Origin of the sequence: Planococcus notacanthi, from assembly GCF_030407825.1 — a bacterium.
Taxonomy (GTDB): Bacteria; Bacillota; Bacilli; order Bacillales_A; family Planococcaceae; genus Planococcus; species Planococcus notacanthi.
On sequence record NZ_JASDCQ010000001.1, the window covers coordinates 835,060 to 857,671 of the forward strand.

Here is a 22,612-nt window from a genome sequence, read left to right on the forward strand (position 1 = left end):
TGCCACCTTCGAAATCAAATGATTTCATAGAAGGTGGCGTTTTTTCGTAACGGGCCAATTGCCGATAATTATTTATAGAGTGTTGAACAGTTCCATCCGAATCCGTGAGATATGCTTCTCCATCAGCTGCTTCGCTAAGTCGCTGTTGCCGTCGGCGATGGCAAGGTAGATTTCTTCGTGTTCTTTGAGTGTATCCTGATGCCGGTTTTTATCGGTGAACCGTTGGCTGCGGGTAGCCCTTATATTTTCTTCCATCCGTTTGGCGAGTGTTTCCATCAAATCGATCAAAAGTTGGTTCTTTGCAGCATAAGCGACCTGAAAGTGGAAATCCAAGTCTGCCTGGACGCCCATTTCCGGATCGTCTACGGCGTCAGCCATTTGCGACAGCACATGCCGAATGGCTTTTAGGTTCTGAGAAGTTGCCCGTTGTGCTGCCAGAGAAACCGCTTCCACTTCAAAAGCTCGGCGAAGTTCGAGCATGTCGTCGATCAATTGAGCTTGTGTCTCCTCTATGTGCGTGCGGAGTTCTTTGCCGAGCGTATCGCGTTTGGAAGCAGCGAGGAAACTTCCGCCCCCTTGGCGTATTTCGATAAATCCTTTGCTTTCCAGTCCCTTCAATGCTTCTCTCACTGAATTTCGGCTCACGCCGAACAGAACGGCGAGATCCCGTTCGGAAGGAAGCCGGTCACCGGGATGTAAATTTTGTTCCAAGCAGAGCATGTTTATCTGTTCGACAATCAATTCATAGGTTCGTTTCTTAGGATTCAAAAAGATTCTCTCCCCGCCAGCTTTTTTCTACTTTTCCTCATAATACAGAATATTTTTGTAAATGTCTGAACATTTCGTTGTGATTTTCAGAGTATTATGTATAATTAGGTTAATTGGTTGGACCAATTCTTAAAGAAAGTATAAACCTTTCTTTTATTATACTGAATTTTACTAAAGGGGCGATACAGCATGACAATCGACAATCAGGAAAAGATCCTTGAAAGCTTGAAGCAGCACTTGACACCAGAGCAGATCAGCGTCAATGAAACCGTTAAAGAATTGCATGGGAAAGATGAATCCTATCACAAAATGGAGTTGCCGGACATCGTCGTTTTCCCTGAAAACAAGGAGCAGGTTTCGGAGATTATGAAAATCTCGTCACAGTATCAGATTCCCGTCATCCCATTCGGACTTGGTTCCAGTTTAGAGGGCCATGTCATTCCGCAACGCGGAGGCATCACCATCGATTTTTCATTGATGAACAAAGTCTTGGAAGTTTTTGAAGAGGATTTTCTTGTGACTGTACAGCCGGGTGTAACACGGACCCAGCTCAATAAGGAACTGAAGAAATACGGCTTGTTTTTCACAGTAGATCCAGGAGCGGATGCGACGCTTGGCGGTATGGCCGCCACCAACGCCAGCGGCACCACATCAGTGAAGTACGGAGGTATGCGTGATCAAGTAAGGGATTTGGAAGTGGTATTGGCGGATGGAACCTTTATCCATACCGGCAACAAAGCAGCAAAATCTTCCTCAGGCCTTCACTTGAATGGATTGTTTGTCGGTTCAGAAGGGACGCTCGGCTGTTTTACTGAAATGACACTTCGTGTATACGGCATCCCGGAACACATCACAGCAGCCCGCGCGTCGTTCCCGACGGTTAAAGACGCCGTGGAAGCCGTCGTATCCATTTTACAGGCAGGCATCCCGATTGCCCGCGTCGAACTGGTGGATGAGCAATCCATGGTACAAGTCAACAAATACAACGAAACCGCTTATACAGAGGGGCCAACACTGTTTTTAGAGTTTCATGGCAATGAAGCGGGACTGCGTCAGGACGTGGAATTCATGCAGGAAATCGTCCAAGGGCATGCCTGCATCGAAGTGGCGTTTGAAACGGATACCGCAGCGCGCAACCGCTTATGGGAAGCACGCCATACCTTGGCTTATGCCTATATCCACGGGCATCCAGGCAAAAAAATGATGGTGACGGATGTCTGCCTGCCGATTTCTGAACTGGCAGGAGCGGTCAGCCATGCACGGGAAAATCTGATGGCACTTGAATTGCCAGGGGGCATCGTGGGGCACGTCGGCGACGGCAACTTCCATGCACTCATCATGATGGACATGGACAACCCGGAAGAAGTGGCCAAAGCGCAGGAATTCAATGAACGCATCGTCTTGTATGCACTTGAACGCGGCGGCACATGCACGGGAGAACACGGTGTCGGCATCGGCAAGAAAAAATACCAGCAACAAGAACACGGAGCTGCACTGGACGTCATGGCAAAAATCAAAGCAGCCCTGGATCCGAATAATTTGCTGAACCCTGGAAAAAATATCAATGTCGATCATAAGGAGCTGACCCAATGAAAGTTTTGCAGTCCATTAGTGCAGTCGCCGGAAAATACTTTGCCGTCTGGGTCGTCCTGATTGCGTTGCTGGCCTTTTTCTTCCCAGCCGCGTTCCTGGGCTTCGGCAGCTACATCACCATTTTGCTGGGAGTCGTTATGTTCGGAATGGGCTTGACGCTGAAGCCAGTCGATTTCAAAATCATCTTCAAAAGTCCGCTCCCTGTCGTCATCGGAGTAGCGGCACAATTTTTAATCATGCCGTTTGCAGCATTCGCCATCGCTTATGTATTGAAATTGCCGCCTGAACTGGCTGCGGGACTCGTGCTCCTCGGCTGCGTTCCTGGAGGGACGGCATCGAATGTTATGGTTTATCTTGCTAAAGGAAATCTGGCGTTGTCCGTTGCAATGACGTCATTATCGACTTTGATGGCACCCATCATGACGCCGCTGTTGTTATTGCTGCTGGCAGGCCAATGGCTTCCGGTAAACCCGGTATCGATGTTCCTGTCGATCGTTCAAGTAATCATCATTCCGATTGCGCTGGGCATTCTGGTGCAACGGTTTTTCCCGAAAGCAGTCGCCAAAAGTGTCACCATCGTACCGCTCATTTCCGTTGCTGCCATCTTAATCATTGTATCAGCCGTCACAGCGGCCAATGCGCAAAATGTCATCAGTTCAGGCTTCATCGTATTCCTTGCCGTCTTCTTGCATAATGGCTTCGGCTTACTGCTGGGTTATCTGACCGCTATGGCGATGGGGCTCAATGAAACAGACCGCCGTGCCATTTCACTCGAAGTGGGCATGCAGAATTCCGGCTTGGGCGTCGCCTTGGCGACAGCCCATTTCAGCCCGCTCGCTGCACTTCCAAGCGTTTGGGGTGCGATCTGGCACAATATTTCCGGACCGATTCTTGCAACGATCTGGTCGAAGAAATCGGCTGATAAGAAGGAAGTGGCTGGGGTGGATAGAGGGGTTGAGGTTAAGCCTTGGAAAGCTTGAAAAAATAGAGGTGCAACGGTTTTCCGTATGCATAAGTTGAAATAGTATTTACAAATGAACGAGTTAGGGAGTGTCCCATAAGTCTCTAAAATAAAACAGACGGAGAAAAAGGACCTCTTTTTCTCCGTCTGTTTTTGATTTTGGAAGGGTTTCCTGAAAGTAACCAGTGGAGGCTGTTTACTTTTAGATATTGTTGGTCAATATCACCATTCCGAACTCCTAATACTTTTTTGAGTCCCTGAAGGTAAAATCTATGGGAGTGTCGATTCCGCTGAGATGACCGATCGCCCTTTCTCCATAAATCTTATTTAGTAGCTCTAATGAAATTAATTCTATGTAGAGAAATTGCCTCTGCTATTAAAAAAGGAACAAAAAATAGAATATTCTGTGTTATTATAATGAATACTTCGTAATACGTAATAAGTATTAGGTTAATGAATTACTTTCCATGCTTATTAAGTAAAATGAACACAAAGAAATTGATTTAAATTCACAGAATAATCTGGACAGATAGATAGTAATTAAAGGAGGTGATGAAAGGAGAGAAATTTCGGAAGTACATGAAGTCAATCATATATGATTTGTAATTCAGACTGGAGGAAATTGAATGGACAAGAAGCCCGTGAATAGTTCAGAAGAAAAAGTAGTGGAATCGAAGGGGATAAATGCCTTTGTTCTCATTTTTGTTGTTATTATTATTGCTGCTATTTTAACTTATATTATGCCAGCAGGAACATATGAGAGATCAGAAATTGATGGAAGAACCGTTGTGGACCCTACAAGTTTCACTTTTACTGAATCATCACCTGTAAGTTTTATGGGAATTTTTAATAGTGTCCACTTGGGGATGATTGAAGGTGCGGGCATTATATTCTTTGTCTTTATGGTAGGCGGGGCATTTGGAATATTGAAAGCTACCGGAGCACTGGATGCCTTAGTAACATTTTTAACAATTAAACTGGCTAATAAAGCAGGTCTTTTAATTCCAATACTCATGTTGTTCTTTGCAGCTGCAGGTACCTTAATGGGGATGGCGGAAGAAACCTTAGTCTATATAGGTATTTTGGTTCCATTAGCGATTGCTTTGAGGTTTGACGCTATTACGGGATTTGCTATCGTATCTCTTGGTGCATCAGTAGGGTTTTCAGCAGCAGTTATGAATCCATTTACAGTCGGTGTAGCACAAGGAATAGCCGAATTGCCGACATTTTCAGGAATCGGTTTAAGGTTGGCACTTTTAGCTACTTTGTATATTACTGCTGTTTGGTATGTATGGCGATATGCGAAAAAAGTGAGAAATAATCCGAGTATCGGTTTCTATGGGAGTCATGATTCAAACACAAAAGTAGAAATGGATTCAACATACAAGATGCAAACTCACCATAAATTTGTATTGATTGTTTTTTTGATTAACTTTATCGTCCTCATCTTTGGAGTCTTAAATTATGGTTGGTATATTACAGAGATTGCTGGATTATTCTTGCTTTTCGGCATTTTAATAGGATTTATTGGAAAATTATCACCAAGTGAAATCGCAGATAGCTTTATAGAGGGAGCTAAACTTCTCGTTCCTGGAGCTTTAGTGATCGGATTCGCTCAAGCGATATTAGTTATTTTTCAAAGTGGAATGCTCATGGATACAATTTTATATTATGCCTCTGGAGTATTAGAGAACTTACCGGCAGCTTTAAGTGCTATTGGAATGTTTATTTTCCAGTTGTTTTTTAATTTCTTAATTCCTTCTGGCAGCGGTCAAGCAGCTCTGACGATGCCGATTATGGCTCCTTTGGGCGACTTAATCGGGGTTACTCGACAAACGACTGTATTAGCTTACCAATTAGGGGATGGAATCTCGAATATATTATTTCCGACCGTAGGTTTCTTTATGGCGGGTTTAGCCTTAGCGGGAATTCCGTGGGGCAAGTGGATAAAATGGGTATTTCCTTTTGCTTTAATGCAAGTGGGAATTGCTATCGTATTTTTACTAATTGCTCATTTCATTCAGTATGGACCATTTTAAGGAGGTGGCCTAATGAAATTGAATCAGCTCCGATCACTTTCAGAATGGAGTATCGTCCATAGACGGCTTCTTCACCAACAACCAGAAATATCAGGGAAAGAATATAAAACCCATGAATACATTAAAAAAATTATTAAAGATTTAAATTTGAAAATATTGGATTATCCTTATCCAAGTTTGATAGCGTATCTTCCGGGAACAGTTGGGAATAAAACTATCGCATTGCGTGCAGATATTGATGCTCTCCCTATTCAAGAAGAAGGGGATAAAGATGGGTATATGTCTCAAATTCCTGGAGTTTCTCATGTATGTGGTCATGACGGCCATATTGCGATTTTGCTGGCAGCAGCTAAATGGATGTCGGAGAATCGCGGCTTAATCGAACCTAACGTAAAATTCATCTTCCAGTCAGCTGAAGAAATTACGCCAAGCGGTGCGCAAGAGCTGATTCAGGCAGGAATTTTGAATGATGTAGATGCAATTTTCGGCATTCACCTGTGGCAAGGGTTGGAAAAAGGGAAGATTGGATTGAATTACGGACCAATGATGGCTTCAGTGGATGATTTTGAAGTAACAATCGAAGCGAATGGCGGGCACGGATCTATGCCTCACGAAACTATAGATCCAATCTATATTGCCTCTCATATAATCCAGTCGTTCCAGGCGATTACAAGCAGGCAAATCAATCCTATGGAACCTGCAGTTATTTCGATTGGAAAGATTATCGGTGGAACCAACTACAATATCATTCCTTCAACCGTGAGGATGTTGGGAACCATGCGAACAGTGACTCCTGAAACCCATAGGTTTATCCAAGAACGTATTGAGCAACAGGTTGCTGGAATATGTTCAACTTTTTCTGCTACACACAAAGTTGACATCATCAAAGGAACACCACCGCTAATCAATGATGAAGAGCAGAGCCGATATGTAGAGCAGGTCATAAAAAGCTATATGGGAGAGGAAGCTTTTGCGTTAATGGGAATTACTATGGCCGCAGAAGATTTTTCCTTTTATCTGCAAGAAAAGCCAGGAGCTTTCATTTTTGTTGGGATAAAAGGAGAGAAAAGCAGATTTCCTCACCATCATGCAAAATTTGATTTGGATGAAGAAGTTTTTGAATCTGCGATTCAATTATTCATCAACATTGTTTTAGACTATCCATCTAATTAACTTTTGAAATTAGGAGGAAACAGATGTTAAAAGCGACTTTTCAAGATGTATTGATGGCAGCCACCAGGCTGAAAGGCCGGATCAACGAGACTCCGCTTATTTATTCTGATCAACTTTCTAAAGACACGGGTGCAGATATTTTTATCAAAATGGAAGCTTTGCAAAAAACAGGTTCCTTTAAAGTTCGTGGCGCATTAAATAAAATGGATGCATTAACTGAAGAAGAACAGAAACGGGGTGTCGTAACTGCTTCAGCCGGAAACCATGCACAAGCTGTTGCATACGCCACTAAGCTCAAAGGGATTTCAGCAAAAATCGTTGTGCCGATGTCAACACCCGAGACAAAATTAGAAGGCATCAAACGCTATGGTGGAGATTTGGTGATTCATGGCGATCTATACGATGAGGCAGAAGAACATGCACTACAACTTGCTGAAGAAACTGGAAGGGTGTTTGTCAATGCATTTGAAGATGATTTAGTAGTGGCCGGACAGGGAACTGCAGGATTGGAAGCTCTGTTGGAGCAGCCTGACGCGGATATTTTATTGATTCCAGCAGGTGGGGGTGGCTTATTGTGTGGAGTAGCGCTGGTAGCTAAAGCCATTAATCCGAACATTAAAGTTATTGGTATTCAAACAGATACTTCCCCGCCCTGGTATTATTCCTTTCAAGCAGGGGAGTTGGTGGATGTCGAGTATTCGCCCTCTTATGCAGAAGGGTTGCACGGAGGCATTACCGAAGGGAACTTCAATCTTGCGAAAGGAATCGTTGATGATTTCGTATTGGTTACAGAAGATGATGTCGCAAAAGCCATGTATTGGATGGCCAAACAGCATCATTATATGTTAGAAGGATCAGCAGTGGTGGGAATAGCAGCTTTGCAGAGAGGGCTCATACCGGATATTGCCGGCAAGAAAATTATCACTATCGCTACAGGCGGAAATGTGGATATCGGCAGGCTTGCACAATTTCATACTAAGTTTAAGGATCTTAGTATATAAAAAGGAAGAAAACAGAAAGTTGAAATCTCCTTCTTTAACTCTACTAGCTTGTTAATTCAAGATAAGCCACCAGCTAAGCAAGTGGTCTGCGTATTAAAAGAAAATAGCGGAGAAATATCTATAAACTTAAGTTAAAGGAGTTGTGTTATGAAAATCGATAAAGTCGAATTATTTGGAATCAGATTGCCCTTACATGAACCGTTTATCGTTTCCTATGACAAATACGAGGATATGCCTGCCATTTTAGTGAAAATAGAATTAGAGAATGGTGTCGTTGGGTGGGGAGAGGCAGTGCCGGATCAACATGTGACGGGGGAGACCTGGCATTCTGCTTTACAAGTTTTAGAACATGAGTTAGCCCCTTTACTTTCAGGCTTAAGCCCTTTTCAGATTGAATTGATTCATCAAAAGATGAATAAAAAAATCCTGGGGAATCCCTCTGCTAAAGCAGCAATAGACTGTGCACTATACGATTTGATGGGGAAAATCACAGAGCAGCCGGTCTATCAGCTTATAGGGGGAAAAACCCATGATTTTCTCGTGATGCCTCAAGTCATCAGCATTAAATCTCCGGATGAAATGGCGTCTGATGCTCGACGGATGGTCAGGAAAGGTTTCAGGAATCTAAAGATAAAAGTAGGAACGGATATGGAAACGGATATTGAACGAATTCGTGCCGTTCGAAATGCTATTCCGCCAGAAGTTAAGTTGCGTGTGGATGCCAACCAAGGATGGGATCGGACATCCGCCATCACTGTGATTGATCAGACAAAGGATTGTTTAGTAGAGTGGTACGAACAACCAGTTTTAGCAGATGATATTCTGTCACTTCAGGAGATTCGAAAGGTGTCCCCTGCAAAAATTATGATTGATGAAGGTATACACAGCACTCATGATTTACTGAATGTCATAAAAACTCGTTCAGCAGATATGGTCAACATCAAATTGATGAAAGCAGGAGGGATTTATCCCTCATTGGCGATAGCAAATATGGCAGAAGCAGCTGGACTGCCATGCCAAGTGGGGTCAATGGTAGAGTCTGCGGTAGGAACAATGGCGGGGGCTCATCTCGCTATTTCCAGAGGCATTATTCAAACCAATGAACTTGTGGGGCCGTTTATGATTTCACAGGATATTGGGAAGGTCTCATTTGAGGGCGACGTATTGAAATTCCCTGAATTGCCAGGACTAGGTGTTGTAGTGGACGAATCGCTTGTGAAAGAGTTGTCTGAAGTCCATATTATTATTTCGTGAAGGAGCATATCTATGAAAATAAAACCGTTTGCGATAGAAGAGTGGATGAATGAGTATGAAAATGATGCTGTATATAACCTTGCAGAGACTTGTGTGGATTCCCTGAGTATTGAAGAGTTGGTGACAATCGGAGGCCAGGATTACGATGCCTTCTTCCGAACAATTGCAGATAAGAAAATGACGTATGGCCACATCACCGGGTCACCGAAGTTCAAGAAGAACGTAGCAAAATTATATGAAAAAATGGAGCCGGAAAATATCCTTTCCATGAACGGAGCGATCGGCGCAAACTTTCTTGTACTTTATACATTGGTGGAACCGGGCGATGAAGTTATTTGTGTTGACCCAACGTACCAGCAGCTGCATTCAGTGCCGGAATCTTTTGGAGCTGAAGTAAAACGATTACGCCTTACTCCGGAAAATAATTACTTGCCGGATCTGGAGGAGTTAGAGTCGCTGGTAAATCCTAAAACGAAATTGATCATCATCAACAACCCCAACAATCCTTCAGGCTCTGTTATGGATGCTGCTTATCTTTCTGAAATCGTGGAAATCGCACGCAAGCACGATGCTTATCTGTTATGCGACGAGGTATATAGAGGCTTGTGGCAAAATCCGGAGACGGACATTCCGGCGATGGCGGATTTATATGAAAAAGGCATCAGTACAGGCAGTATGTCCAAGGCACTTTCCTTGGCCGGTTTACGCCTAGGCTGGATTGCGGGACCGAAAGAGTTGATTGAGAGATGTTTGATTCGTCGTGACTATACAACCATCAGCAATGGACGTATCGATGATCTGTTAGCGGCTCATGCATTGGAAAACTACGATGCCATCATGTCACGTAATTTGAAAATCATTCGCGATAACCTGCAGATTTTGGATGAATGGGTGGAAACAGAAGAAAAAATCACATATTTTAAGCCGCAGGGCGGAACAACTGCAATTCTTCAATACAGTGTTGATATTCCTTCTGAGCAATTCTGCATCGATTTATTTAAAGCAAATGGCGTTTTTTTAGCTCCAGGGGATTGTTTTGATTTACCAGGTAGCGTACGTATCGGATATGCCTGTTCAACGAAAGTGCTACAGAACGGATTGGAGAAACTTTCGGAGTATTTAAAGACTATAAATTAAGCGAAAAAGCAGTGGGGCGGAAATTTGCCCCACTGCTTTTTATTTTTGTGATTCCAGATAAGTAGCTGCAAAAACCTTTGCGATCATTTCCATAGCCGGTTCGTGAAAGTCAAACTTTTCATGGTGGTGCGGAAACGAATTTTCACCGTTTGCTGGGTTTGCGCCAACAAAGAAAAAGGCGCCGGGAATTTTCTGAAGGTAATAAGAAAAATCTTCTACCGGCATGATGGGTGCAATGTCCTTAAAACTCTCTTCGCCAAAAGAATCATTGACCGCTTGCCGAACGATTTCCACTTGTTCCGCATGATTCCATAGAGAGTCATATCCTTTTTCTATCTGAACATCGACTGTGCATCCGAGGGCTTGTCCAACTCCTGTAGCTACTTCTTTAATGCGCTGGCCACCCAATATGCGCAAATTCTCATCGAATACCCGGATAGTTCCTTCCAATACTGCCTTTTCAGGAATGACATTGTCCGCATCTCCAGCATGAAATTTGCCGATCGAGATGACGAGTTCCTTTAAAGGATCCGCGTTACGGCTTACAATGGATTGCAAAGCGACCATAATGTGACTGGCAGCTAATATAGGGTCGATACCTGTGTGCGGTTCTGCGCCATGAGTGCCTGATCCATTAACGACGATTTTAATCGCATCTTCAGAGGCTTGTAGGTAACCTTCGCGTCCATATACGTAACCACTGTCCATTTTCGATTGAAGATGGGCGCCATAAATTAAATCTACGCCTTCTAAACAATTGTCTTCAATCATAGCAGTAGCTCCGCCTGGTGATAGTTCTTCTCCAAATTGGTGAATCAGCACAATATTTCCTGCAAGTTCGTCTTTTACTTCGTTCATCGCTTTTGCAAATGCCAGCAATGCGGCGGTATGACCATCATGGCCGCAGGCATGCATTACACCGGGAACAGTGGATTTATAAGGTACCTCTTTGGCATCCTGGATGGGAAGAGCATCGAAATCGGCTCTGAAAGCGATGGTCTTACCAGGCTTGCCTCCTTCGATTTTTCCCACAACACCTCGTCCTCCGACGCCTCTGCGAACTGGAATGTTCAACTGCTCCAAATAATTTGCAATGAACTCAGGTGTTTCAACTTCTTGATGCGATAATTCGGGATGCATATGGAGATGGCGCCTTATATTTGTTATTTCAGATGAATCATTAGCAATGCTATTGAAAATTCGGTCTTTTAATGTCATTTCGGCATCTCCTTTTTACAAATTGTACTATAAAAAATTGTGAGATTGATATCGTTTCTCCAAATTAGTGATTAATGTTGAAATTCTCTATTGGCTTTCGATACACTGATCGAATTCAGCTATAGTCTGGAACCAACTTGAAAGAAAAAATACAAAAAGGCTAGGAGAAGGATGTGAAATAAATAGAGTTTTGTGTTGTAGTTACTTTGATTTTAATTATTTTATAGTGATCTTGACAACGTCTCCATTTAAAAGTAGAGAAGCTGCATGTGATGCAAAGCACGGTGAAGTTTAGAACTCTTATTCAGTGGAGTTATTAGAGGCAGTAATAAATAAGTTAGATATGAATCTGTTCACTCCAATTTCCTCACTTTCAATAAACTAGCCGTAGCCTAATAAAAGTGTCATATTTGTGAGGAAATTGGTCAATCTTATTTGTGGAAACCTGCTCTGTCCTAATTGTGATAAATTGTTCTCTCTAGATTAGCGTTTACAAATAGCCATGCTATACGACTATAAGTATAAAATTATTTATAAAAGTAAAAAAGAACTTGATTTAGCAATCAAGCCAATTATTAGTGACAAACTTTTCGAAGTATTATACTTTGTTATTCCTGATGTCGAGGACGATAAAAGATAGTGTGGATTTATTAATGAAAGGGTGCGATTGAAGATATGAGAGATTTATTCTCGTGTCTTTTTTTATGTATAAAGGAAGAAAAAGAGGGCAATGTCAGCAGCAGTTAAATTGGTTAAATTAACATGCCATTAGATTACAATATTCTTTTACGAGTGTTTTCCATAAATATATCAATTGGTTATAATAATAGAGGATTGTCGATGAGAGCGTAAAATATTTTGTGTAAATGAATAAATAGAAAAAGGAAGACCTTTTCTTGTAGAATTAAGTCACCACAACCAATTCACAGAAAAGAGGCCTTCCCTATGACTCAGTTTACAACAGATATCATGCAAGCTCTAGTAAAAAAAGAAGACATCTCCGAAGTTTTCCGGACACATCTAGAGGCGGCGGTCAATACGCTTCTACAAACCGAACTGACCGCTTTCCTGGATTACGAGAAATACGACCGCATTGGATTCAATTCAGGCAATTCCCGAAATGGCATTTACACGCGGACACTCCATACGGAGTACGGAGACTTAAACTTGTCGATCCCAAGAGATCGCAATGGTGAGTTCACTCAACAGACAGTTGCTCCATACAAGCGCTCGAACGACACGCTGGAATCCTTTGTCATCCACATGTTCCAAAAGGGCGTGGCGATGTCTGAAATCTCAGATCTGATCGAAAAGATGTACGGCCATCATTACACGCCTCAAACCGTTTCCAACATGACCAAAGCGATAAGCGAACAAGTCGAAGCCTTTAAAGCCCGCCCGCTGGATTCACGCTACGTATGTGTTTATTTGGATGCGACCTATATTGCCCTCAAGCGCGATACTGTCTCCAAAGAAGCAGTCTATATTGCGGTCGGCATCCGGGAGGACGGCTCGAAAGAAGTCCTCGCCTATACAGTCGCTCCCACGGAATCCGCATTTGTGTGGGAAGAAGTCCTGTTGGACTTGAAAGAGCGCGGTGTCGAAGAGGTGCTTCTGTTTATCTCCGACGGCTTGAAAGGAATCACGGATCGCATCTTCGCCGTATTTCCTGACGCAAAGTATCAGGCGTGCTGCGTGCATCTGTCGCGCGGCATTTCCCACAAAGTCCGCGTCACCGATCGACAGGAGATTCTCGATGACTTCAAATCGGTCTACCGGGCAGAGAGCCAGGAACTGGGCGAAGAGGCGCTGAAAGCCTTTGTCGAGAAATGGAAAACTGCCTATCCCAAAGTGACGAAATCACTGGAAGCGAATCCCTTTATTTTCACCTTCTACACCTTCCCCAAATCCATTTGGCGAAGCATCTATTCAACGAATCTCATCGAGTCGTTTAACAAGAAAGTGAAAAAATACAGCAAACGCAAAGAACAATTCCCCAACGAAGATTCCTTGGACCGCTTTCTGGTTTCCCAGTTCGAAATCTACAACCAGAACTTTTCCACTCGCTGCCATATCGGATTCGATCAAGCTCGTGCAGAGCTGGCTGAAATGTTCAAGCAAGCTTAATGGATATACATACAAGAAAAGGATTTACTTATTTACACATAATTATTGACGGTCTCCTGTACATTTCAAGCATAACAATCCTAAAATCAAGAAGACTTCTATTTATGAAGTCTTCTTTTATATTTTTCACTATAAATGTATCTTCTTTTATTTCCTGATTTTTACCTTCCATAAGAAGTCGCCTTTAGCAAACACTATACCATTCTCTGCTGTCCCGAGATATTCATTCCCTAATGTATCGATTAAATATAATTTGAAATTAAAATCTAAATCAGAATGTCCGTATTCATCCATTTCTAATCGTATACAGTCACTTGATTCAAAGCCAAATGCGAAAGGCTTGGTTACTTCATCTTTAGGGGAGATGGCCAAACGGAAATCCGCACCAGGAATGTGACGAGAATGTCCGAATAGCCGATGCTGTGAGCGCATTTTTTTTGAATCCCATACTTCTAAGTAGCCTTTGTAAATAGTAATTGGGAAGTCTGTGCAGTTTCTAAAGGAACACTCTAGTGTTGCGCATCCACTTTCAACATCAGTTGCACTCAAGAAACGATCAAGTATATGGATTTCGAACTGTCCTTGTTTATAGAAATAATCAAAGTCTGAACGCAATGCGAAATCATTTTTGCTTCCTCGGCGAATATAACATAGTCCTTTATTTAACTTCCCATAATCCTTCTTAAGTAGATATGGTTGTGATTTGGGTTCTACAATTTCAAGTACTGCTAACAAGCAATCATTATAAGTAAGATAGTTTAGATGACAAGTAAGTTGAGGTTCAATGTTTTCGAATATCAATTCTTGATAGGTAGCTGCATCCACTGGTTCTTTAACATCGAATAGTTTTTTTTCCTGTCCAGCTGTTTCCTTCACCCCAAATATGATATAACGAGAACCGGTTATTTTTGCATTTGCCATTGCCAATACGTCTTTTAACAAGTTTTCGTAATTTGCTTTAACATATAAACCTTTCTTGAAATCTAAATATTCATTTTCTGGTTTGTTAATTAAACTCCTTAATAAAATTATATCCATATTTTTCCTCCATCTGAATAATATTAGCTTAACATTTTAACTAGAGTATTTTAACAATTAATTTTTATAATTTCTTAATTTAAGCTATCAAAAACGATGGTTTTTGATAGGAGAGAGAAGAAGGTGAAAACCTTCTTCTTTTTTATAATCTTTTTATATCAAAACTCATTTCAAAAACTATACATCTTAAACGAATGTATTTGATATAATTAATCTGATAATGAAAGAGGGAAGGAGAGGATTTTATGATTATCGGATATGCTCGAGTCAGTACGATTGATCAATCGTTAAATTTACAATTGGATGCCTTAAAAGAATTTGGCTGTGAAGAAATCTTTCAGGAAAAATTATCAGGAGCAAAAGATGATCGACCGGAATTATTGCAAGCGATTAAGATGTCGCGTGCCGGTGATAAATTTGTTGTTTATAAATTGGATAGATTGGCCAGGTCAACAAAACGGTTGATTGAGATAGCGGAACTACTTCGAGAAAAAGGGGTAGAGTTTGTTAGTATCCAGGATAACATTGACACAGGGACAGCAGCGGGCAAAGCAATGTTTGGGATGCTTTCCGTTTTAGCAGAATTTGAACGGGATATTATTCGGGAACGAACAATGGCAGGATTGAAGGCCGCACGTGCAAGAGGAAGAAAAGGGGGACGGCCAAAAGTAAATCAGCAAAAGTTGAATCAAGCAATGGCTCTTTACCATTCACAGCGAATGAGTGTTAGAGAGATACAGGAAGCTACGGGAATTTCTTCAGCTACCTTATATCGACGAATTAATGAAGAAAAATTTACTAATCAGTAAATCGATTACTGTGTTATGAATAAGTCGTTTATGCGAAAAATGAAATTGTCCTTTATAGGAAGTAAAGACACTGAGAAAATGCTGTGTTTCCGTAAATAATGATTGATAAAACCTCAAAACTTTAAGGTTATGGAATTTAACTGGCTTTTTGGATGGCGGCTTAGTATATTTATTATTGAGATTACAAAAGTCAACGGATGTACTGACATGTTTTTACCAAAAATGTCCAAATTCAACTAAATGCAAAAACGAAAATTTTCATTTGAAAGTTAGGTGATTCAGATGGTTTCGTCAAAAGATGTTGCAAAATACGCCGGGGTTTCGCAAACTACTGTTTCTCGAGTGGTGAATACGCCGCATTTGGTGAAAAAACCGACCCTCCAAAAGGTGATGGCGGCAATCGATGCGCTTAATTATATCCCGGACGCTAATGCCAGGTCGCTCGTCCAGAAACGGACGCATACGATTGCGTTGATTTCGGGGCCGTTGAGCAATCCGTTTTTTGTGGAAACGACCACTGCGATAGTGAATGTGGCAAACGCCAATGGCTTCAGAATCAATGTGCATTTTTCAAATGATCAAAACCTTGCAGAACTGTACAATGTAATTTTTGAAAATAAAGTAGACGGCATTATTTTGTCGTCGATTTTATTGGATGATCCGGCTTTTGAGAAGCTGGAGAAATCCGGAATTCCATTCATCACGTTTAACAGGAAACACAAAAGCGATAAATATTTTGTAGAAATGGATAATGTGCAGGCCGGCTATTTGTCGGCAGAGCATTTACTTTCGCTCGGGCATGAAAATCTTTGCTGGATCGGTGGACCACTGGAAATGAGTACGTTCAAAGGCCGCTACGACGGCTTTTTGAAAGCGGCAGAAAAGCTTGAAGCACAAGTGAAACCTGAACGAATTTTCATTACCGATACCTCTGCAGAGGACTTGTATCAAACATTTTTGACATTGGAGAGTATGGCTGAGAAGCCGACAGCCATCATTTCTGCTACTGATGCCATCGCACTTCATATGATGGATTTTTACATTTCAGCAGGATATCGGGTTCCGGAGGATATTAGCATCATCGGAATTGATAACGTCGCAACGAGCCGTCACGCCTCAATCCAGCTGACGACTGTGGGCATTTCTTCAACTGTGGGCCTGGGGCAGCTGGCCATCGAAAAACTGATACATATGATTCAGCAAAAAAATAGTTCTTGTATTCGCATTACGGAAAATGTTAGACTATTTGAAAGAAACACAACTCTCGAAAGAAAGTGACTTTTCTTTTTAACTTTTAAATGGTTACGTAACCATTTTGGAAGCTAAAAGATGAAGACGCTTACAAAAATGAATAACCTTGTACGACACAGCGGTCCCTTAAATCCAGCAGAGAAGAGGAAAAGTTATGAAGTGGAAAGAACGCAAGTTCGGAGAAGAGTCACCTTATATTCCAGCTGGACCATTTAAAATTCGATTACCGTTTATTCATTATCGCTTTGAATGGCCCGATTATGTACAGGGGCTGTTAATGTGCGCCGTCGATTTGGCGGCGATTCCGTTATTGATCGAATTGCTAGGCATGCCTTTTGAAGTGGCACTCGCCATTGTTCTACTTAACGGCGTATTTTATTTATTGCACCATCTACTTGGAGACCCGGCCATTCCCGGTTGGATTACTCCGGCTATCCCGTTAATCATGTTGTACTGTACGCAATTCCCAGAAGGCCCCGAGAGGGTGCACGCATTGATAGCGTTTCAAATGACGCTAGGGATACTCTCGATTTTACTGGGAACCACCGGATTGGCATCGAAAGTCGTTACGAGTATTCCATCAGCCATTAGATCCGGCGTCATTCTAGGAGCAGGATTTGCCGCTGTGGTATCCATTTTTGAAGTGGGCGGCCGTTTTGATAGTTTTCCTTGGACGATTTCCATTGCAGTCGGAATCGGTTTCTACCTGCTGTTCTCGAAGCATTTCGATAAACTGAAAGCTACCAACCATTTCTGGGGAATAATCGGCAAGCTTGGAATTTTCCCGATTATCATTATTGCAATCATCATTGCACCTTTATTTGGCGAGGCACCATGGCCAACAATCGAATGGGGCTTCGTTTCGCCTGATTTTATCGGTTTATGGACGGGTTATACATTGTTCGGATTAGGATTTCCGCCATTGATGCTGTTTGTAACAGGAATTCCAACCGTATTGGCAGCATATATCGTGTTGTTCGGCGATGTCCTCCAGACCCGTGCTTTGGTGAAAGAAGCGGATCTGTCACGGCCGGATGAAAAATTGGATTATAACGCGAACCGCGCCCACATGATTTTTGGAGCAAGAAACTCTATCATGAGTGTCATCGGACCCGATGTTACAATGGCCGGTCCGTTATGGGCAGCGATGCAGGTGGTAGTGGTTCAGCGCTTCAAGGACGGAAGAAAAGCGATGGATTCTTTCTTTGGTGGCGTCGGCTCGTTCCGTTGGGGTACAAATACTGGGTTATTGTTGCTGCCGATTGTCAGCCTCGTTGAGCCGATTCTTGGCATAGCGCTGGCATTGACGCTTCTAATTCAGGGCTATGTCAGTGTGAAAGTCGGGATTCTGGAAGCCAGAAGCCAGAGCGACTTGGGAATTGCCGGCATTATCGGGGCAGTCCTTGTCATAAAAGGAGCCGCGTGGGCATTTGCCATCGGTATCGGTTTGTGTTTGCTGATTTACGGAAGAGACTTCTTTAAGAATGAATCCGACGAGACATTTACGAAAGATCTGGAAGTGAAACAAGAAAAAGAAATAACTGAAGTGTAAATGAGAGGATGTCTATCAATGAAAAAGAAATTATATATCGGCGGAGAGTGGAAAGAAGCAGCGGAATATGCAGAACTGTTCTCCCCTTACTCGAGGGAAAAGATTGCTGAGATCCCACAAGCTGCAAAGCACGATATCGAAGAAGCGATTGAGGCAGCCGACAGCGCGAGAGCCGAAATGGCCGCGTTGACTGCATATGAGCGGGCAGCGATCCTGGAGCAATTGGTCTCCTCATTTATCGAACGCAAAGAAGAAGCAGCCCACATTATCTCATTGGAATCAGCAAAACCGCTGAAATATGCGATGGCGGAAATTGACCGCACCATTGAAACGTATAAATTTGCGGCCGAAGAAGCGAAACGCTTGACCGGTGAAATGATTCCGATGGACGCGGCAAAAGGCGGCAGCGGCCGCCTGGCGTATACGTTGCGCCAGCCGATCGGCGTGGTCGCTGCCATAACGCCGTTTAACTTTCCGCAGAATTTGGTGGCCCATAAAATCGGGCCGGCCATTGCGGCAGGCAATACGGTAGTGCTGAAGCCGGCTTCACAAACGCCGCTGTCCGCCGTGTTTTTAGCGGAACTTTTGGAGCAGACGGATTTGCCGAAAGGCGCATTCAATCTCGTGACGGGCGGCGGCCGAGCCGTTGGCGATGTACTGGTTGAAAGCGATAAAGTCGAAATGATCACATTTACCGGCAGCCCGGCTGTCGGCAAAGGCATCCGCAACAAAGCCGGATTGAAAAAAGTGGCACTTGAACTGGGTTCCAATGCCGGCCTCTTGGTGGATGAAGGGGCAGACCTCAATACAGTGTTGGAAAAAGCAGTCTTAGGAGCGTTTTCCAATCAAGGACAAGTCTGCATTTCATTGCAGCGAATTTATGTAATGGAAAGTTTGAAAGAAGAATTTCTGTCGCGTTTCCAAGCTGCGACGCAGAAACTCGTAATTGGCGACCCGTTCGACCCGCAATCTGATCTTTCCGCTATGATCTCTACACAGGAGCAGGAACGCGCAGCGAGTTGGGTTCAAGAAGCCGTAGACGCGGGAGCAACATTGGTCGCCGGCGGCAACGTCAAAGACAATGTGTTCCAGCCGACGATCCTTGCAGATGTGGCGGCCGACTCGAAAGTGTCCTGCCAGGAAGTGTTTGCGCCCGTCGTGATTGTAAACGGGATTGAATCCATTGAACAGGGAATCAGCGAGATCAATAATTCTGTTTATGGTTTGCAGGCGGGAATATTCACGAATGACATAAAAACTGCCTTCCGGGCGTCCAAGGAATTGCAGGTTGGCGGCGTTCTGATCAATGATATCCCGACGTTCCGTGTCGACCAGATGCCGTACGGCGGCGTCAAGGAAAGTGGAAACGGCAAAGAAGGACTGAAATATGCGATTGAAGAAATGACGGAAATGAAACTGGTCGTCTGGAATCAATCTTAATAGAGGAAATAATAAAGATACTTTTAGAGGAGTGAAAGATATGTCGAGCAAAATAACGTTTATGCCAGTCAGTTATACCGGATGGGGTTCATTGGAGCATTTGGTAAGCGAGGCCGAACGGTTGAATGCCAGCAACATCTTAATCGTGACGGATCCCTTTTTAGTAGAGTTGGGAATGACGGACAAAATCGTCGAACCGTTAAAAGCGAAAGGATGGGAGACGAGCGTTTATACGGAAGTTGTGCCGGAGCCTCCACTCGCGGTCGGCGAAAAACTGGTAGAATTCACCCGGAAACACAAATTTGATCTGGTGATCGGATTGGGCGGGGGAAGCGCACTCGACCTGGCGAAGTTGGCCGGCGTCCTGGCGACCCATGACGGCAACGTCGCAGACTACCTGAATTTGACGGGTAGCCTGTCGCTTTCCGACAAGGGGATACCGAAAATTCTTATTCCGACAACATCTGGAACGGGGTCTGAAGTAACGAACATTTCCGTGTTGTCGCTGGAAACCACAAAAGATGTTGTAACACATGATTATTTATTGCCGGATGTGGCAATCATCGATCCGGCGTTGACGGTTTCATTGCCGCCGAAAGTGACAGCCGCAACCGGAATTGATGCATTAACGCATGCAGTGGAAGCGTACGTGTCGGTCAACGCCAATCCTGTGACAGATGCCTTTGCTTTACAGGCGATTCGCCTGATCAGCAGCTCCATCCGGACAGCTGTGACGGATGGAGAAAATAAACAAGCCCGGACGGATATGAGCTACGGCAGTTATTTGGCTGGTTTGTCATTCTTCAATGCCGGCGTTGCCGGGGTTCATGCGCTGGCGTATCCGCTGGGCGGCCAGTTTCATGTATCACACGGCGAATCGAATGCTGTTCTTTTGCCATATGTGATGGGCTATATTCGCCAAAGCTGCGAAAAGCGGATGAAGGACATTGTGGAAGCGATGGGCTTCAGCACCGCTCAACTATCGCAGGCACAAGCCTCCTACAAATGTGTTGAGGAATTGAAGCGGCTGGTTACCGATGTCAATATCCCGTTAACGCTGAAAGGCTTCGAAATCCCTGAAGATTCGCTAGAAAGCCTGGCGGACGCCGGCATCGAGCAGAAGCGGATTTTGGCAAGAAGCCCGATGAAACTGGAACGCCAAGACATCCTGGCTATTTACCAGGCAGCTTATGCGGGAACCATAACAGAGAAATAAATCTTAAAACTGAATCATGGAATTTTTCTGCCCCGGCATTATCGCAATCGACAATGCCAGGGTTTTTTTATGTGGGATCAAGACCGCCATCGTGCGTTTCATTTATAACTGTTTTGGCAAGAGTTATGCAATGTTATATTGATAAGAGAGTTTGTGCCAGTTTATCAACGTTCGAAGAGACGGTATAATCAACTTATCGAATCTGGTAAAGCAGTTATAATAGATGAGAAGTCTGCAAAATTAATTGATGATGTAGAATTCAATAGTCCGAGCACACCGGCTGCTTTATGTTCGGGGCATTCTCAAAATGGATGAGTGTTTTGGGAAGGGTTAGATGAGAAAAAAAAGGAATATAGAAAGAATGTCAAGACTACTCAACTGTAGCCTTGGCATTCTATATTTTAAGTTTCTTCTATTATAATGTGTTAACCGTTTCTCCTTCGAGGGCTTTTACCAATTTGTAAAAACTGGTCTTTTTAACTCCAGCTTCTCGCATGGCCTCTACTGCTGTTAGCTCTCTAGCTCTCCATTTTCTATAAACATCTTTAAAATCATCTGAAACAAGAACCGGAGTCCTACCAAACTGAATGCTATTTTGCGGTGCCAAGTCGATTCCTTCACGCTGCCGTTTCCTAATGTGCCCTCATCCCTCTTCTGCAATTCAGGAAAGAATCTGCAAAACCAAATCCGCAATAAATGTCTTCATACCTTCTATATATTGAGTGGTATCGAGCAATGGCATATCAACCACAACAATATCAGCTTCGATATTTTTCGTTAAGTCGTTCCATTCCTGGAGAATCTCTACTTTGTCCCAACCAACCTGATGTAAGGAATAAGTATAGAAAATATCTGTTTTCGAACAGTCCGTTTGAGTAATTGAAAGTTTATGTTCGAAACTCTCCCTACTTTGCTTGTCCAGATAAATATCCCGATCGTTTATCCCGACGTTTCTCTTAGCTTCCAGTAGGCGGCATTCATTTTGATGTTTGCTGCTGACACGTGTGTAATTTAATTTGTGATGTTCTATAGATCTAACTTTCTAAACGATTGTTCCTATTCAATATGACTGAAAAGCGTTCGCAAACATGTATGCAAATCGGCGAACGTTCGTAAAGTGTTTTAGTACGTTTACGAACGCTTTTTTTGGCCATTTTTAGCTGTTTTCAAACCGTTTGTATAAGTGTACTTTTACGAACGGTTACTTGTCTCGTGAAATTAAAATATCAATCATAAACCAGCTAATCTATAGGAGTGATGATAATTTATAAATAAATTGGTATCTTACTTAATAAATAGTTCGAAAAAACCAATAATTGTAAATGGTCTTAATGATATAATTAAATTACTACATAGAGAGGTGTGATTCATATGAAAAACTCAAAAATATATAAGGTGATTGAAAAGTAGATTGATTTAATCTTCTTTTCAGTAATAAGAATAAAAAAATGAAAAGAGGACACGTATGTATAAAGATGAAGAATTAGCAATTCGCCCTGTGAATGAGACAGACCTGCCCGTACTTTGGGAATTAATCTACAAAGAAGATGCGCCAGAATGGAAAAAATGGGATGCTCCCTATTTCCCTCATAAATCTAAGCCTTACGAAAAATTTCTCGAAACGGCACCAACGTTGGTGGATAAAGAGAGTTTTTGGGTTATTACAAGCAACGATATAGTATGTGGGATTGTCTCCTATTACTTTGAAGATGAACAATCTAACTGGTTAGAGGTAGGAATTGTCATTCATGAAGGCCATAACTGGAATAAAGGGATAGGAACTCGTTCTCTGAAACTCTGGCTTAATCATATTTTTAACTCATTACCAGCTGTAAGGGTAGGATTGACTACTTGGTCCGGCAATGAAAGAATGATTCGAGTTGGAGAGAAATTAGGGATGCAACTAGAAGCTCGCATTAGAAAAGTACGTTTTTACAAAAATAAATATTATGATTCTATTCGTATGGGAATTTTAAGAGAAGAATGGGAATCATTGAATTCTACTGTGAAAATTTAAAAATGAAAAAGGACTGCC

The 22,612-nt window shown here is 42.7% G+C and carries 18 protein-coding genes; 14 read left to right on the forward strand and 4 right to left on the reverse strand.

The genetic code is table 11. The features are described 5' to 3' along the window. Positions 1–72: 72 nt before the first annotated feature. Positions 73–768 carry a FadR/GntR family transcriptional regulator gene (locus tag QMA01_RS04035; RefSeq protein WP_203339600.1) on the reverse strand — a complete coding sequence of 232 codons (696 nt, stop codon included), beginning with the start codon at positions 766–768 and terminating at the stop codon, positions 73–75. 189 nt (positions 769–957) lie between these two features. Here QMA01_RS04035 and QMA01_RS04040 point away from each other — a divergent pair, with 189 nt between their 5' ends. The 7 genes from QMA01_RS04040 to QMA01_RS04070 all read left to right on the forward strand — a co-directional run bounded on the left by QMA01_RS04040 (position 958) and on the right by QMA01_RS04070 (position 9,926). Further along, positions 958–2,361, forward strand: a complete 1,404-nt coding sequence (locus QMA01_RS04040) for an FAD-binding oxidoreductase (RefSeq protein WP_290214335.1) — start codon at positions 958–960, stop codon at positions 2,359–2,361. Beyond that, positions 2,358–3,341, forward strand: a complete 984-nt coding sequence (locus tag QMA01_RS04045) for a bile acid:sodium symporter family protein (protein ID WP_290214336.1) — start codon at positions 2,358–2,360, stop codon at positions 3,339–3,341. Before QMA01_RS04040 ends, QMA01_RS04045 begins: the two co-directional genes overlap by 4 nt. 607 nt (positions 3,342–3,948) lie before the next feature. Continuing rightward, positions 3,949–5,361: a YfcC family protein gene (locus tag QMA01_RS04050; RefSeq protein WP_203339603.1), complete on the forward strand. Its 1,413-nt coding sequence runs from the start codon at positions 3,949–3,951 to the stop codon at positions 5,359–5,361. A gap of 12 nt (positions 5,362–5,373) precedes the next feature. Beyond that, on the forward strand, positions 5,374–6,534 hold the full coding sequence (locus tag QMA01_RS04055; RefSeq protein ID WP_290214337.1) for a M20 metallopeptidase family protein: 1,161 nt from the start codon (positions 5,374–5,376) through the stop codon (positions 6,532–6,534). A gap of 23 nt (positions 6,535–6,557) precedes the next feature. Continuing rightward, positions 6,558–7,535 (forward strand): threonine ammonia-lyase, encoded by a 978-nt coding sequence (locus QMA01_RS04060; protein WP_203339605.1) that lies wholly within the window; start codon positions 6,558–6,560, stop codon positions 7,533–7,535. 147 nt (positions 7,536–7,682) lie between these two features. Then, on the forward strand, positions 7,683–8,789 hold the full coding sequence (locus tag QMA01_RS04065; RefSeq protein ID WP_290214338.1) for a mandelate racemase/muconate lactonizing enzyme family protein: 1,107 nt from the start codon (positions 7,683–7,685) through the stop codon (positions 8,787–8,789). Between the two features lie 12 nt (positions 8,790–8,801). After that, positions 8,802–9,926 (forward strand): aminotransferase, encoded by a 1,125-nt coding sequence (locus QMA01_RS04070; protein ID WP_290214339.1) that lies wholly within the window; start codon positions 8,802–8,804, stop codon positions 9,924–9,926. Positions 9,927–9,965: 39 nt separating this feature from the next. Here the strand turns inward: QMA01_RS04070 and QMA01_RS04075 are convergent, their stop codons facing one another. After that, a complete protein-coding gene (locus tag QMA01_RS04075) occupies positions 9,966–11,144 on the reverse strand; it encodes a M20 metallopeptidase family protein (RefSeq protein ID WP_290214340.1) in 1,179 nt (392 codons plus the stop codon). A gap of 945 nt (positions 11,145–12,089) precedes the next feature. On the opposite strand from QMA01_RS04075, the gene QMA01_RS04080 reads away from it, so the two are divergent. Beyond that, positions 12,090–13,271, forward strand: coding sequence for an IS256 family transposase (locus QMA01_RS04080; RefSeq protein ID WP_290214341.1), 1,182 nt, complete (start codon positions 12,090–12,092; stop codon positions 13,269–13,271). 147 nt (positions 13,272–13,418) lie between these two features. Here QMA01_RS04080 and QMA01_RS04085 read toward each other — a convergent pair whose 3' ends face one another. After that, positions 13,419–14,309 carry an AlbA family DNA-binding domain-containing protein gene (locus tag QMA01_RS04085; RefSeq protein WP_290214342.1) on the reverse strand — a complete coding sequence of 297 codons (891 nt, stop codon included), beginning with the start codon at positions 14,307–14,309 and terminating at the stop codon, positions 13,419–13,421. Positions 14,310–14,554: 245 nt separating this feature from the next. Between QMA01_RS04085 and QMA01_RS04090 the strand changes: the two genes are divergently transcribed. The 5 genes from QMA01_RS04090 (at position 14,555) to QMA01_RS04110 (ending at position 20,577) form a co-directional block, all read left to right on the forward strand. Further along, the gene (locus tag QMA01_RS04090) at positions 14,555–15,118 is read left to right on the forward strand and encodes a recombinase family protein (RefSeq protein ID WP_290214343.1); all 564 of its coding nucleotides are present in this window, start codon (positions 14,555–14,557) and stop codon (positions 15,116–15,118) included. A 282-nt stretch (positions 15,119–15,400) separates the two neighbouring features. Further along, positions 15,401–16,396 carry a LacI family DNA-binding transcriptional regulator gene (locus tag QMA01_RS04095; protein ID WP_290214344.1) on the forward strand — a complete coding sequence of 332 codons (996 nt, stop codon included), beginning with the start codon at positions 15,401–15,403 and terminating at the stop codon, positions 16,394–16,396. A 127-nt stretch (positions 16,397–16,523) separates the two neighbouring features. Continuing rightward, positions 16,524–17,921, forward strand: a complete 1,398-nt coding sequence (locus tag QMA01_RS04100; protein ID WP_290214345.1) for a hypothetical protein — start codon at positions 16,524–16,526, stop codon at positions 17,919–17,921. A gap of 18 nt (positions 17,922–17,939) precedes the next feature. Then, positions 17,940–19,361, forward strand: a complete 1,422-nt coding sequence (locus tag QMA01_RS04105) for an aldehyde dehydrogenase family protein (RefSeq protein ID WP_290214346.1) — start codon at positions 17,940–17,942, stop codon at positions 19,359–19,361. A gap of 40 nt (positions 19,362–19,401) precedes the next feature. Continuing rightward, positions 19,402–20,577, forward strand: a complete 1,176-nt coding sequence (locus QMA01_RS04110; RefSeq protein WP_290214347.1) for an iron-containing alcohol dehydrogenase — start codon at positions 19,402–19,404, stop codon at positions 20,575–20,577. A 415-nt stretch (positions 20,578–20,992) separates the two neighbouring features. On the opposite strand, the gene QMA01_RS18180 is transcribed toward QMA01_RS04110, so the two are convergent. Then, positions 20,993–21,184, reverse strand: a complete 192-nt coding sequence (locus QMA01_RS18180; protein WP_301611119.1) for a hypothetical protein — start codon at positions 21,182–21,184, stop codon at positions 20,993–20,995. Between the two features lie 858 nt (positions 21,185–22,042). On the opposite strand from QMA01_RS18180, the gene QMA01_RS04120 reads away from it, so the two are divergent. After that, a complete protein-coding gene (locus tag QMA01_RS04120; RefSeq protein ID WP_290214348.1) occupies positions 22,043–22,594 on the forward strand; it encodes a GNAT family N-acetyltransferase in 552 nt (183 codons plus the stop codon). The last annotated feature ends 18 nt before the right edge of the window (positions 22,595–22,612 follow it).